Raw genomic sequence first — 13,438 nt, 5'->3', positions numbered from 1 at the left:
TTATGTCCTTTTTCTTACCCATGTTTATCTCCACCTCATCCCTATATTGTTTCACCCACTTGTACAAGGAATAGGGGGAGATTCCATGTTTGCGAGCAGTTAAAGCCACATTCCCCCTGTCCAGTGCTTCCTCGACGACCTGTATTCTTAATTCGTCGAACTTGCTGTGCTGAACTCTCATACGGACTACCTCCAGCTATATTTATTGTATATTGTTTAGCCTGAAAGTGTCCAAAGTGATTAGGGGGCTTTATAGAAATGTTGCAGAATGTACAACATTTTACCCTGATCCACCGGGGTTCTAGCTATAATGTTGCAGAAAGTGCAGCATTTTTGCGACAGAGCGCCCGATTTGCTGTGAAATGTTGTACAAAATGCAACATTTTGAGGGCGGCAGTCCCATGCCGGCTAATAATGTTGCAGAAAATGCAACATTTTTGCAGCAGAACACCTAATTGCTGTGGGTGTTGTACAACATGCAACATTAGTCGCACTTCCCCCGGGGCTCCCGATCCTACCGCACCCACCGGGCCCACCACCGCACCTACCGCACCTACCGCACCTACCACGCCCCCCGCGCCCCCCCATGCCCCCCACGCCCACCGCATCTACCGATCCCCCCGCACCCACCACGCCCCCCGCACCCCCCGCGCCCTACCACGTCCTGCTGCATCCACGCCCTCGCCCTGCGTTGCGCATCCCGCTCCACTCCTATTCCCAATTCCAAGGAAACAGGGGAAATTCTACATTCCTAAAAAAAATCAACCGGATATCCAAAGTTCGCGCCTTGTTGAAAGCGCTTAAAGGCGAAATAATGGTTTTATCCTAAACACAGGGGGCATGATTCAATGGTCAATAAGAAGCTATGGAAGAGAACTTCGGCAATCGCTTTAACCGCCGTGCTGGCGCTGAGCTTGTCGGCATGCGGAGGCAACGCGGCGAAGAACAATGCAGCGGCGAACGAGCCGGCCGGAAACGGGGCGAAGAGCGGGAGCGGCGGCGAGAAGATCACTATCACGTTCCAGAACATTTATCCAGACCCGGCTACTCCGTCCTATAAAACGATCCATGCGCTGGTTGAAGAGTACGAAACGGCGCATCCCAACATCCATATCGAACTCGACACGCTGAATACCGACCAGCAAAAAATCAAGCTCAAAACGCAAGCCGCATCCAAAGAAGTTCCGGACATCACGATCGTGAACCCGGCGGCGCAAATGAAACCGTTCGTGGACGCCGGCCTGCTGGCGCCGCTCAACGACATGCTGGACCAAAACGGCCTGAAGGACACGTACCAAGCGGGATTGCTTGATTACTACAGCTTTGACGGCAACGTGTATGCCCTGCCGGACGGCAACAATATCGAAGTGGTTTATTACAATAAGGAACTGTTCGAGCAAGCCGGCATCACCAAAACACCGGAAACGTTCGATGAGTTCCTGGCTGACGTGAAGATCTTCAAAGAAAAAGGCATCACGCCGCTGGCGATCGGCGAGAAGGATTCCTGGACCGGTTCGTTCCTGTTCATGAACATCCTGCTTCGTACGAACGGCGGCCCTGGTTTCCTGCAAGACGTGATGGACGGCAAGAAGACGTTTGAAGATCCGGCCTTCATCGAAGCCGTCGATAAGTTCCAAGAGCTGGTGCAAGCCGGCGCGTTCCCGGACGGCGCAACCTCCATTGACGCAACGGCGGGCGGCAACATCTTCAAATCCGGTCAAGCGGCGATGTGGGTGATCGGATCCTGGGAAACCGGCGCCATCGATGCTTCGTCTGTAGCTGGCAAGGTCGGCGCATTCCAATTCCCGACTGTGAACGGCAAGGGCGATCCAAACGAGTTCATGCTCGCACCGGGCAGCGCGTTTGCGGTATCGGCGAACAGCGAGCATTTGCAGGAAACGAAGGACTTCTTGAACTTCTTTACGCTGAACTTCCCGAAGAAGCAATTTGAGAACAAAAACGCCGTAGGTCTCGGCCAAAAAGTCGACGGCGACCTGAAAGCAGCCGGTTACTCCGATCTCGCCATCAACGTGGCTGAATTGTTCAACCAAGTGAAGGGCGGCGACCTGGCGTTTGACAATACGATGAATCCGGCAACCGCGCAAGTCCACCTGAGCAGCATCCAAAACCTGTTTGTACAGAAAGTGGAATCCGCTCAAGTAGCCAAAGAACATCAAACCGCCTTCGAAGCCAATAAGCAATAATGAACTAACCCTACCGTATAAAAACTAAAAAGTTACCTTTCCATCGATGCGAAGCAGCCTTATGAGCATTCGTGCCAGAGCGCTTCTTCGCATCGCATTTCTATTGGGGGGCGGAGAGATGAAAGTACTGAAAGTGCCTGCACGCACAATAGCCGTCTTCGTATTGCCTTGTCTGTTGTTGTATGTGTGCCTGGTGTTTGTTCCCATTGTCGTATCGTTTGGGACCAGTTTATTGAATTGGGACGGGATCACCACTGCGAAATTTACGGGGTTATCCAACTTCCGCGACATGTTCTGGAACGATCCAGTCTTCTGGCCGTCGGTCAGGAGAACGTTGCTTTATGCGGTAGCTTCCATGTTGGAAATTCCGCTTTGCTTGTTTTTCGCCATTTTGCTCAGCCGTTATTTGAAGAAGGGAAATACGCTGGCGTCGATTTATTTTACGCCGGTGATTTTATCGGTCGTTATTATCGGACAACTCTGGAAAACCATCTATAACCCGACCTCGATGGGCGGGATGTTGAACGGCGTGCTCATTGCCCTCGGATTGGACAGTTGGACGCATAACTGGCTGACCGAGCCGAAGATCGCCATGTTCAGCTTGTACTTCGTGTCGTTGTGGCAGTATTTCGGCTACCACCTGTTGATCCAATACACCGGGGTGCAGAACATTCCGGACGAAATTTATGAAGCCGCGAAAATCGACGGGGCGGAAGGCTTCAAAGCAGATCGTTACATCACGATGCCGCTAATCGTCCCGATTTTTAAAATATCGATCGTCTTGGCGTTTATCGGCTCCCTGCAGGCGTTTGACCTCGTGATGGTCATGACGGCCGGCGGTCCGGCGCATGCTACCGACGTCATCTCCACGCATATGTATAACAGCTCGTTCCTGTCCTTGAAGTACGGGTACGGCAGCGCGATTGCCACGTTCCTGGTTCTGTTGTGCCTTGTATGCACGGCGATCATCAATTCCATCTTCAACAAGCTCGAGAAAAAATACAGCTAGCCAAGGAGGCGAGGTCCATGCGCAAAATCAAAAAGGGAATCGTGTATCTGCTCTTTGCGATTCCGGTTGTTACTCAACTGTACCCGCTGTTGTGGCTGCTGCTGTATTCCTTGAAGACGAATGAGGAGATCATGAGCGGGAGCTTCTTCGCCTTGCCGAAGGCGCTGCAGTGGCATAATTACAAAGATGCTTACGAGTCCGGCAGCTATTTGAAATATTTATCGAACAGCGTGATGGTCACCGCGATCACCATGATCTGCGTCATCCTCCTGAGCTCGATGGTGGCGTACGCGATTTCACGTTTCCGCTGGAAGTACGGCGGCTTGGTCATGACCGTCTTTCTGATGGGGATGATGATCCCGATGCAGGCCACGCTGCTGCCGTTGATGGTGATTTTCAAAAACGTCGATATTCTGAATACCCATCTGTCGCTCATATTGCCGTATATCGCTTTCTCCACCCCGATCGCCGTCTTTATTCTCAGCGGATTCATGAAGAGCATCCCGGCGGAAATCGAGGAGTCGGCTTTTATCGACGGGGCGAGCATTTACCGGATCTTCCGCAGCATCATTATTCCCGTGTCTGTGCCGCCGATGATGACGGTGTGTATCCTTACCTTTATCACGATCTGGAACGAATATATTTTGGCCGCGACGTTCATATCTTCAGAGAAGCTAAAGACCTTACCCTTTGGGGTATATACGTTCGTCAGTCAATATTCCGTCAACTACGGGGCGATCGGCGCTTTCCTCGTCATGGGCGCACTGCCGGTCATTCTGATCTATTTCTTCCTGTCGAACCAGATTACGAAAGGGATGGTTGCAGGGGCCGTCAAAGGTTAAAGGGATTATCTTGCAAAATAGGGAAGCGGACTTATAATGGAGGAGCAGCAGGACACGAGGATGGGAGGGGGAAAACAGTTGCGAAACGGCTTTCATTCCATCAACCATCGGTTGTTTTTGCTGTTTCTTTTTTGCATGTCGGGCATTTTGCTGATCGTCAGCCTGCTTTACTATAACCGGACCACCGAGCAATATCACGAGAAAATCAGCGACCTGTCGCAAAAAAACGTGGCCCAGACCGCCGGGTTGTTCAGCCTGCTTTACGAAGGGTACGACAGCTTGTCCAAGTCGATCACGAACAATTTCGAAATGATCCGCCTGTTGAACGAGAAAACCGACGAACCGGCGATAGCCTATATCAATGAGCAATCGATTACGAATATTATCGGGGCGATTTTTTATTCGCGCGACGATCTGGTGGGCATCCATGTCATCACCAACCGGGGGAAAATCTATAATTACGGCAACTCGATGAATGTGCTCGATTCGGACTATCCGAAGGAAGAATGGTATCACCAACTCCGCGATTCGTCGGGGAAATTGGTGTGGCTAGGCGTTTATGCCCATTCGCTGATTGATATGAACGAAGACAGTCCGGTGTTCGCTTTTGGCCGGCAAATTTACGATTTGAATGAACACAAGCCGATCGGGATTGCTCTCTTTGAGGTGAACCCCGGGCCTGTGCTGGATGCCCTAGATAATTTGAAGCTGGGCGAGCATAGCGAGGTCTATCTGATGAATCAGCAGGGTCAGGTCGTCTCGTCGCTGACCGAGCCGGCACCGGTGTTGCCGAACCTCCCCAAGCTGGAGGGATCCCGTAATATGGTGGTGGAGCAGAAAGATTCCGGCATTACCGTGGCCTCCCGGCTGCCTTTTTCCGACTGGTCGGTCGTCAGCGTGACGCCGCGCCAGGATTTGAACGTGGAGCTGGTGGAGACCAAACGGTATTTACTGATCGTTATCTCGATCCTGATCATCGTCTCCGCCGTCGTCGCCAGCCTCGTATCGCGGACGATCGCCAATCCGCTGAAGAAGCTGATTCGTGAGATGAAACAGGTAGAGATCGGGAATTTCCGCGGGATGGTGAACGTGTCCTCTTATCAGGAGATCAACATTCTTGTCGCCTCCTTTAACCGGATGGTTAGCCGGATCGAGGAGCTGATCGAAAGGGTCAAGGTCTCTTCGGTCAGCGAGAAGAATGCCGAGCTGCATGCGCTGCAGTCTCAGGTGAACCCGCATTTTTTGTATAACACACTGGATATGATTTACTGGCTGCTGGATGAGAAGGAGAACGATCGGTTAGGCGAGCTCGTCTTATCGCTGTCTTCGATGTTCCGCTACAGCAGCGAGTGGAAAGATGGAGCCAAGGTTACGCTGCGCGAAGAGCTGGAGCAGATCCACCATTATTTGACGATCATCCTGATCCGGCTGGAGGGCCGGCTGCGGGTGGAAACGTCGGTTGACGAGCGTTGGATGGGGATCCGCCTGCCGAAAATGACCGTTCAGCCAATCATCGAAAACGCCGTAAAATACGGGCTCGAGTCCTTGAAACGCCAAGGCGTGCTTAAGCTATATACGCAGGAGGTCGGGGACGTATTAAAGATCGTCGTGGAGGACAACGGGAATGGGATGAATGGCGAGCGGCTGGCTTGGCTGAAGCAGTCGTTGAACCGGCAAATCCCGAGGGAGTCCGGCACGGGCAGCAGCGGCATCGGGCTGCAAAACCTGCATCGCCGCATCCAGCATATGTTTGGTGAACGTTACGGTTTGGAGATCGAGAGCATTCCCGATGAAGGAACCAAGGTGGCCGTCGTGCTGCCGCTTCCAATGGAAGGAGACGTTTCATAGTGAATATTCTGATAGCCGACGACGAACGGGCGATTCGCGAAGGGATCAAACGGACGATTAAGCGGATCTCCCCGGAATATGCGGTGGATTTGGCGGAAGGAGCAGAAGAGGCGGTTAAACTGATGGGAGAGCAGCGTTTCGACATCGTCCTAACGGATATTTTGATGCCGGGGATGAACGGGCTGGAATTCATGCGGATTTCCAAACGCAAGTTTCCCTACGTGAAGTGGGTGGTTATCTCGGCCCACAGCGAGTTTGCCTACGCCCAGGAAGCGGTGCGGTTGGGGGCCCGCGATTATCTGCTCAAGCCGATCGGGAAAACCCGGCTGCAGGAAATCATCAGTACCCTGGCGGCGGAAATCCGCGAGGAAAGCGAGCTGATCAAGGAAGAGGAGCTCTTGAAGGCGAATTTGAAATATTTGCGCGAAGGCATGTTCCAGCGGCTGGCCTCAGGCCTGGATATTGGCAATCTGGATCTGACACCGTTTATGGAGGACTATCTCAGCTTTTATTTGATGATGGTCCAGATGGATGCCGGGGACAAAAGCGTGCGGCTGGAGCATTTCATCGTGGAAAATGTGCTCTCCGAGTTGATTGAACGCCATGGACGGGGGTTTGTTGTCAGCTACGACCGGCAAAGTCTGCTGGGACTGATTACGCCGCGGGATCCGGAACGAATCGGACAGTTTCAAGACGAAGTGAAGGCACATATGAAGCACTATTTGAAGGTGCCTTTTCAGATCGTCCATTCAGGTCTGAACAACGATTTCAAGATGGTGCCGCAGGTGGTCATGCGCATGAAGCAGGCCTCCGATTCGCCGGTCACCTTGCTGGATCCAGCGAAGGGCAGCGGGGAGAAGGCAATCGATGTTGCCTTGCAGTACATCAAGGAGCACTACAACGAGGATCTCTCCCTGGAAAAGGTCGCCTCCATCGTCTACCTGAACTCGGCCTATTTCAGTCAGCTGTTCAAGCAGAAGGTCGGGCTTGGCTACAAGGAGTACGTGACCTCGCTCCGGCTGGAGCAAGCGAAGCAACTCCTGCTGAACCCGAAGCTGAAGGTCGCGGAAATCGCCGAATACATCGGCTATCAGGACATGCGGCATTTTACGCAGATGTTCCGCAAGAAATATAACGTGACGCCCAATGAGTACCGGCAGCAGCAGAACATTAATATTTTGCTGGCTAGCGGCGGGATGAAGGAGTAGCGGTGTTGTTGGTTCATTGACAGGAACATATGTTCGTCATATAATGCAGTCAAAAGGGAGGCTGCAAGGATGAACGTAGTTGACAAGCTGACCATCTTGACGGATTCGGCCAAATATGATGTATCTTGTTCTTCCAGCGGGGTTGAACGGGGAAGCGGAGCGAACGGCGACAGCCGGACGGTAGGAAACACCGTCGCTTGCGGCATTTGTCACAGCTTTGCCGCCGACGGACGTTGCATTTCGTTGCTCAAGCTGCTGATGACAAACGCCTGCATTTATGATTGCAAATATTGCGTTAACCGCCGATCTAACGACACGCGCCGCGCTGCATTCACGCCGGAGGAGCTGGCGGAGTTGACGATGCATTTCTACCGCCGCAACTATATCGAGGGCTTGTTCCTCAGCTCCGGGATCATGCGCAGCCCGGATTATACGACAGAGCAACTGATCCGGACGTTGGAGCTGCTGCGGAACCACTACGGGTTCGGCGGCTATATTCACGTGAAGGCGATACCCGGTGCCGATCCGGCGCTGATAGCCCGGCTTGGGCTGCTTGCGGACCGGATGAGCGTAAACATCGAGCTGCCGTCGCAGCACAGCTTGCTTCAGCTTGCGCCGGATAAGAGCAAGGAGGCGATCCTGAAGCCGATGCGCGCCATCCGTCAGGGCATCCGCGAGAACGGTACCGATCTCGTGAAATACCGTCACGCTCCCCGGTTTGTGCCCGGCGGGCAAAGTACTCAGCTTATCATCGGGGCTACGCCGGACAGCGATCTCAGCATCCTCAACCTGACGGAGGCGCTGTATCGCAAATATGAGCTGAAGCGGGTGTATTATTCCGCCTACACACCGGTGGCGGAGCATACACTGCTGCCGTCGCTGGATACCAAGCCGCCTCTGCTGCGGGAACACCGCTTGTACCAGGCGGACTGGCTGCTGCGGTTCTACGGTTTTGAAGCCAAGGAGCTGCTCGAGGAACGCACGCCAAATTTTAATTTATTCATGGATCCGAAATGCCATTGGGCAGTCCAGCATATCGATCGTTTTCCGGTGGAAGTCAATACGGCTCCTTATGAAACGCTGCTGCGCGTCCCGGGGATCGGAATACGAAGCGCTAAACGGATCGTGGCTGCGCGGCGAACAGGGCGGCTTGATTTTCATGGCTTGAAGAAGCTAGGGGTCGTGTTGAAGCGGGCGCAATACTTCCTCACATGTTCTGGACGTCGGCTGGAAGGACTGAAGGTGAACGAAAGCACGATTCTAAGATCCTTGTTGTCTCGCAAGGAAATCGACATGTTCCTGCCGCAGCCGAAGGTGGAGCAGCTGTCGCTGTTCTCCGACGAGGAGTTGGCGGGGACGGCAGGAAGGGAGCTCGGAGCATGGCTGCTTGGATAAAGGAAGCGGCTTACGCTTATGATGGGAGCTTCGACGGTCTGCTAACCTGTGTGTTCGAAAGCTATGAACGTAAGGAAGAACTGGTTGATCTCCGCGCTGACGACGACCCGCAGGTGACGTTATTTGAGTCGAGGTGGGTGGAGACCTCACCTGAGAAAGCGTCCCGGGTCTACAGCGCCATCGGGCGGAGCATCTCGCCGGAGGCTCAGGAGCTCGTCCGCCGCGGGTTCTTGACTTGCGAGCCGCAGAAGGATTTGTTAATCTATCGCTTCCTGCGGCTCGGATTCTGGCATGGGCGTGCAGCTATGGATATGCTGACCGAGACTACGGTGCATCGGCTTCGCAAAGCGGTAAGACATTTGAATACGGAAAGTCACGCTTTGATGGGGTTTGTCCGCTTCTCGGTATACGGCGATGTGCTCGTTTCGGTGATTGAACCCAAGAACCGCGTGTTGCCGATCTTAGCCCCGCACTTTAGCAACCGTTATCGGCATGAGGCGTTTCTGATCTACGATCAAACTCATCGCCAGGCGCTGATCCATCGCCCGAAGGAGGCGACTCCGGAGCGGACGGAGATCGTGGATCTCGATGAGCTCGTCTTGCCGGAGGTGGGGGAGCAGGAACGGGTATACCGCCGGTTGTGGAAGCAATTTTACGACACCGTGGCGATCCGGGAACGGCTGAATCCTCGGGCACAAATGTCGCATATGCCCAAGCGATACTGGGCGCAGTTGACCGAAATGCGGGATGATTGAACATTCTGGTACAATGGGGAGATAAGGACAAGAGAGGATGTCGCTAGATTGAATCCAAGCTACAATTTGAAATCATCCCCCATCACATATATTTATCCTTTTGCCAGCCATGAGAGCGAGCGGGAGCTCTGTCTGATGGAGCAGCGCGCCCTGTTCGGGCAGGCTTCAGAGGGAGACGCTTATTTGGAAAGCCCGCTCCGGCTGCCGCCCAATCGCAGCCCGTTCGTGCAGCTGCGGTTAGATGTTTTGTTTGCTGCGCCTACACTGGATGAGCTTGGCGAGCTGGCATCGTTGCTGGATTTGGAGGGATGCACCTTCAAGGTCCGATATCTCAAAAACGGACGGCGGCAAACGTATGAAGGGGAGCGCGAGGCGGAGCGCCGGATCGGTGCCCAAGTTCGCGGCATCGCGGAGATGCGTGATCCAGAGGTAACCTTGGGTGTGCTGGCGCGGCAGGACGACTGGGTGCTGGGGATATGCCGAATCTCGGACCCGGTCTGGCTTGCGCACAAGGAGAAGCCGCATAACTACTCCACCGGGTTAACGACGGTGGTGGCTCGGGCGCTGGTCAATATCGCCGTGCCCAACCCGGAAGGTAAGCGAGCCATCGACCCGTGCTGCGGGATGGGCAATGTGCTGATCGAAGCGATGTCGATGGGGATTGACATCGTTGGCAGGGACATCAATCCTGTGGCGATTCGCGGAGCAAGAAGCAATCTACGTCACTTTGGCTATGACGATACAGGAATCGTGGAGATCGGAGATTTAAATGAGCTGGACGGGGCGTACGATGCCGCGATCGTCGACCTTCCTTACAATTTGTGTTCGGTACTAACCGCCACGGAGCGACGGCGGATGCTGGAAAGCGTAAAGCGAATCTCGACAAGAGCGGTGATCGTCTCCACCGAGCCGCTGGAGCAAGATATTGCTGAAGCGAGATTGATTGTTACGGACCACTGCGCCGTTAGCAAAGGCCATTTCGTTCGGCAGGTTTGGGGGGTTACAAGAGAAAAGTAACGTAATGCGTTATATTTTTTAGATTCCGTTTGATAGTATTGTTGCCTCCGATTTGCACTGTAAAGCCCCCCACTACCCATAGTGGGGGGCTCTATCATTGGGATCGTTCTGAATATATTCCTTCAAGAAACTCAATTGTGATGCGTTCCGCTTCGCTCCTCGGTGAAATTTCCGAAACTTGACGTAGCCGTTGATACATTTTGATTGTATTTTTTAGAGCGAGGTAGCAACTCTCAAAGCTGTGGATGGGAATGGTTCCTTTTAATTCTTCTACTTCCTCGAGCGCGTGTTTTTCTAGCTTTCGAACTCCTCTCGGGAGATGGCCGTTGTTAATGAGTACCAGCGGCCCCAACACTGCATTCCGCATAAATGTTATAGTATCGATTAATTCGAACAATTCGCCTCTTCCTAATTTTGTAGCGCAGTAATGCACCCATACCCAGAAACGGTCTTCAATCCATTGAGGATGAGGGATTGGGAAAGACGGACTTGTTTTACTAATGATAGATGTTATAGCAGCACCTCTCTCCCAAAGAATCAAAGGATTCTCAATTCGGGATCCGAGCTCATCCAGTTGGACAAATTTCAGGTCCACATGAAGAGGAGGTGGGCCATATAAACATATAAGCAATCTAGGTTCTCCGACGTGTTCGCCTGTAAATGCTGAAAGTAAGTTACCCAGTCTTTCGGCAATTGAGTGGCGTTGTTCCATGATCTCGCTTCGAAAAGCAGAATTGTACACAATGATTAAGTCCAGATCACTATACTCATCCATTTCCCCGTACATCATGGATCCACCTGCGAGAAGACCTATTATTCGTTGATCTTGACTCACATACTCAATGGCTTCCTGTATGAATTGATTGTGTAAAGGTAACTTCATGATAAGCACTCCTTAGATTGTGACCCATCAAAAGGGTATTATTATAAAATATCATATATATTGAGTATGCCGCAAATCATTGATCAATTTACCAGAAATAAATCGGGTACGCCAGACACAACGTTCTTAAAATGAACGTTCTATTTATAGAAATCCGTCGATTATTTGCACCCTGTCTCGAAACTCCTAACTTTTTCCTTTTTATGACTCCAGTCCTATTTTATAATGTTAGCAAAGTTTACACATAGGGGTGGGGACATGAATCAACTTCGTTGGTTAGGAAGAAACGCCGTTTGGCTTGGCGTGGGATTGGCAGTTCTTCTCGCAGTTTGTGCGGTAGTAGCGAAGACGCCATGGTATATCACGGCTCTTGCGCTATTGACGCTCCTCTGCTTGGGTTATTCCCTGCTGCCGTCGGGAACCGGCCGGGGGACTGCGCCGTGGGGGGGACTGCTGGGAGGCAAGTCCGTTGCGGCGAGTGCGGATGAACCCGTGCGGAAGGAGACCGATTGGACAACGGTCTTCAATGAGTCGCTGGTGGCGGCGGATCGGTTGCAGGCGGCGGTCGGCGAAGTAGGCGGGAGCCTTGAGCAACTGCACAGGTTGGCCGACACGGCGGCGGAGGAGGATTTGAAGCTAAAGCACAGCAGCGAGCGCTCACTGGAACAGGTGCAGGAGAGCCTCGCTGCGATGGAGGAGGTTGCCGCATCGGCTTCCCAAATCCATGACGCCGCAGAGCATCTCCTAAGCCGCAGCGAGCACACCCGGGCCGAAGCGGTGCGCATGGCTGGGGCGCTTGAAGCGGCGGATGGCACGATCCGTTCGTTGGCCGATTCCCAGGAATCGATTGCCGGGCCGATGGAGGAATTGGAGGGGAATACGCGGAAGTTGGGCGCGCTGTACCGGAGTTTGGAAGAGATCGCCGGGGAGGTGGCTTTGCTGGCGCTGAACGCATCCATTGAAGCGGCCCGTTTGGGGGCTCAAGGCAAAGGTTTCGACGTGGTAGCCGTACGTATGCGTCAGCTGGCGGACCAAAGCACCGAAGCGATCAGCCGCTCTGCTCCGTTGTTCCGGCAGATTGCCGCGGATGTGGACCGCGTGAAGTCCACGCTGAAAGGCGGCCGGGACTCGGCGCTGGAGGGCATTTCCCTGATGAAGCGAATGGGCGAGGATATTCGTTTCATCGCGGAGGAAGTGGCCGGAGTGAATGGACTGGTTGCCGAGACAGGGCAGCGAAGCCGGGAGCAAGCCGAGCTGACGCGTAACATGGAAGCCATGCTGGGTGAGGTGCATGAAGCACTGAATCGAAGCATCATCCATGTGGAGGGGGCGCTGTCTCGAATGGAGTCCGAACGGGAGCATATTTCCAAGCTGCAGACCGTAGTCGTGGGGCTCGACCGGGCGCAAGGCGAACTGATGGTTTCGCTTAACTCCGTGCATTCGGGGACGGATTTGGCCGCCGGAGGCGAGGAAGCGGTGGCGTTGGGACAGGCCTATGCCCGGAAGCTGCTTAAGGCAGCCGATCAGCCGCGGTTCCTGGCGATGGAACCGGCTGGACACCGAGCCGCTCTGGAGGAGCTATTGGCCGCGGAACCGGGACTTGAAGCAGCTTGGTCAAACCGTGAGGACGGATCCTTTGTCGTGTCCATCCCGGAGGCTGGTTTGCTGAACGCCAAAGGTCGGGAATGGTTCCGCCGTGCTTTTGCCGGGGAAACGGTCGTCTCCGAGGCGTATATCTCAGCGATTACGAAACGGCGGTGCATGACGCTTGCCGTGCCCATCCGTCGGGGCGGCGAAGCGATTGGCGTCCTGGGAGCGGATTTGTCTCTGGAGTGAAGTCGAAGACATGACGAAGCGGATTAGATATTGTCAGTTTCCCGCTTTTCCCCTATAATCCAATAGAGAAGAAAGCCTTAAGACAAGCGTACAAATTGTGCCCGTAGGTCCTGAAGCAGCGGTGAAGAACGCCGTGCCGCTTCGGGTTAAAAGGGAAGCCGGTGCAAATCCGGCACGGTCCCGCCACTGTAAACAGGGACGAGCTCACGATGCCACTGTCGCCCGCTAGGGAGATGGGAAGGCGAGCTTTCGTCGATACCTGGAAGTCAGGAGACCTGCCACGGGAAATCAAGACGGTCCTTCGAGGAAAGGATAACGTTCTGCCAAGAGTATCATGGCTTGGCGCCAGACTGTGGAGCTCTCCACTTCGTCGGCGCGCGGCATGACTTTGTAGACGTAACCCCATCCGCTAGGATAGGGGTTTTTCTTTGTTGCCGGGAT

General features: G+C 53.7%; 11 protein-coding genes and 1 riboswitch. Of the genes, 9 read left to right on the top strand and 2 right to left on the bottom strand.

The annotated features are described in order from the left end of the window. Nucleotides 1-181: helix-turn-helix domain-containing protein (locus KJS42_RS04660; protein ID WP_213622074.1), on the bottom strand; the 181-nt coding region annotated here is incomplete at its 3' end. A gap of 667 nt (nucleotides 182-848) precedes the next feature. On the opposite strand from KJS42_RS04660, the gene KJS42_RS04655 reads away from it, so the two are divergent. The 8 genes from KJS42_RS04655 (at nucleotide 849) to KJS42_RS04620 (ending at nucleotide 10,278) form a co-directional block, all read left to right on the top strand. Continuing rightward, entirely contained in the window at nucleotides 849-2,204 is a 1,356-nt protein-coding gene (locus KJS42_RS04655) for a sugar ABC transporter substrate-binding protein (RefSeq protein ID WP_155607610.1), read from the top strand. A 118-nt stretch (nucleotides 2,205-2,322) separates the two neighbouring features. Continuing rightward, complete coding sequence (locus KJS42_RS04650; protein ID WP_155607609.1) at nucleotides 2,323-3,213, top strand: carbohydrate ABC transporter permease; 891 nt, start codon at nucleotides 2,323-2,325, stop codon at nucleotides 3,211-3,213. 17 nt (nucleotides 3,214-3,230) lie between these two features. After that, nucleotides 3,231-4,055 (top strand): carbohydrate ABC transporter permease, encoded by an 825-nt coding sequence (locus tag KJS42_RS04645; protein WP_155607608.1) that lies wholly within the window; start codon nucleotides 3,231-3,233, stop codon nucleotides 4,053-4,055. 78 nt (nucleotides 4,056-4,133) lie between these two features. Continuing rightward, nucleotides 4,134-5,903 carry a cache domain-containing sensor histidine kinase gene (locus KJS42_RS04640; protein WP_155607607.1) on the top strand — a complete coding sequence of 590 codons (1,770 nt, stop codon included), beginning with the start codon at nucleotides 4,134-4,136 and terminating at the stop codon, nucleotides 5,901-5,903. After that, nucleotides 5,903-7,111: a response regulator gene (locus tag KJS42_RS04635; RefSeq protein ID WP_213622073.1), complete on the top strand. Its 1,209-nt coding sequence runs from the start codon at nucleotides 5,903-5,905 to the stop codon at nucleotides 7,109-7,111. The genes KJS42_RS04640 and KJS42_RS04635 overlap by 1 nt, the downstream gene beginning before the upstream one ends. Nucleotides 7,112-7,180: 69 nt before the next feature. Next, nucleotides 7,181-8,506: a putative DNA modification/repair radical SAM protein gene (locus KJS42_RS04630; RefSeq protein WP_213622072.1), complete on the top strand. Its 1,326-nt coding sequence runs from the start codon at nucleotides 7,181-7,183 to the stop codon at nucleotides 8,504-8,506. Then, entirely contained in the window at nucleotides 8,491-9,261 is a 771-nt protein-coding gene (locus KJS42_RS04625) for a TIGR03915 family putative DNA repair protein (RefSeq protein WP_213622071.1), read from the top strand. The genes KJS42_RS04630 and KJS42_RS04625 overlap by 16 nt, the downstream gene beginning before the upstream one ends. A 135-nt stretch (nucleotides 9,262-9,396) precedes the next feature. Further along, nucleotides 9,397-10,278, top strand: coding sequence for a TRM11 family SAM-dependent methyltransferase (locus KJS42_RS04620; RefSeq protein ID WP_213622070.1), 882 nt, complete (start codon nucleotides 9,397-9,399; stop codon nucleotides 10,276-10,278). Between the two features lie 94 nt (nucleotides 10,279-10,372). On the opposite strand, the gene KJS42_RS04615 is transcribed toward KJS42_RS04620, so the two are convergent. Beyond that, complete coding sequence (locus tag KJS42_RS04615) at nucleotides 10,373-11,161, bottom strand: nucleotidyltransferase domain-containing protein (RefSeq protein ID WP_213622069.1); 789 nt, start codon at nucleotides 11,159-11,161, stop codon at nucleotides 10,373-10,375. 258 nt (nucleotides 11,162-11,419) lie between these two features. On the opposite strand from KJS42_RS04615, the gene KJS42_RS04610 reads away from it, so the two are divergent. Then, entirely contained in the window at nucleotides 11,420-12,997 is a 1,578-nt protein-coding gene (locus KJS42_RS04610; RefSeq protein ID WP_213622068.1) for a methyl-accepting chemotaxis protein, read from the top strand. A gap of 87 nt (nucleotides 12,998-13,084) precedes the next feature. Next, nucleotides 13,085-13,294: riboswitch (cobalamin riboswitch) on the top strand. Nucleotides 13,295-13,438: the final 144 nt, after the last annotated feature.

The organism is Paenibacillus sp. J53TS2 (genome assembly GCF_018403305.1).
In the GTDB taxonomy this organism is placed as follows: domain Bacteria; phylum Bacillota; class Bacilli; order Paenibacillales; family Paenibacillaceae; genus Fontibacillus; species Fontibacillus rhizolycopersici.
The sequence above is the reverse complement of the archived record's forward strand: the minus strand, read 5'-3'. Positions and strand labels throughout refer to the sequence as shown.

Excerpts from the sequence above, each read along its gene's own strand:
- KJS42_RS04615 (WP_213622069.1), bottom strand. The coding sequence starts at position 11,161 with ATGAAGTTACCTTTACACAATCAATTCATACAGGAAGCCATTGAGTAT.
- KJS42_RS04650 (WP_155607609.1), top strand. The coding sequence starts at position 2,323 with ATGAAAGTACTGAAAGTGCCTGCACGCACAATAGCCGTCTTCGTATTG.
- KJS42_RS04625 (WP_213622071.1), top strand. The coding sequence starts at position 8,491 with ATGGCTGCTTGGATAAAGGAAGCGGCTTACGCTTATGATGGGAGCTTC.
- KJS42_RS04630 (WP_213622072.1), top strand. The coding sequence starts at position 7,181 with ATGAACGTAGTTGACAAGCTGACCATCTTGACGGATTCGGCCAAATAT.
- KJS42_RS04655 (WP_155607610.1), top strand. The coding sequence starts at position 849 with ATGGTCAATAAGAAGCTATGGAAGAGAACTTCGGCAATCGCTTTAACC.
- KJS42_RS04645 (WP_155607608.1), top strand. The coding sequence starts at position 3,231 with ATGCGCAAAATCAAAAAGGGAATCGTGTATCTGCTCTTTGCGATTCCG.
- KJS42_RS04610 (WP_213622068.1), top strand. The coding sequence starts at position 11,420 with ATGAATCAACTTCGTTGGTTAGGAAGAAACGCCGTTTGGCTTGGCGTG.
- KJS42_RS04620 (WP_213622070.1), top strand. The coding sequence starts at position 9,397 with ATGGAGCAGCGCGCCCTGTTCGGGCAGGCTTCAGAGGGAGACGCTTAT.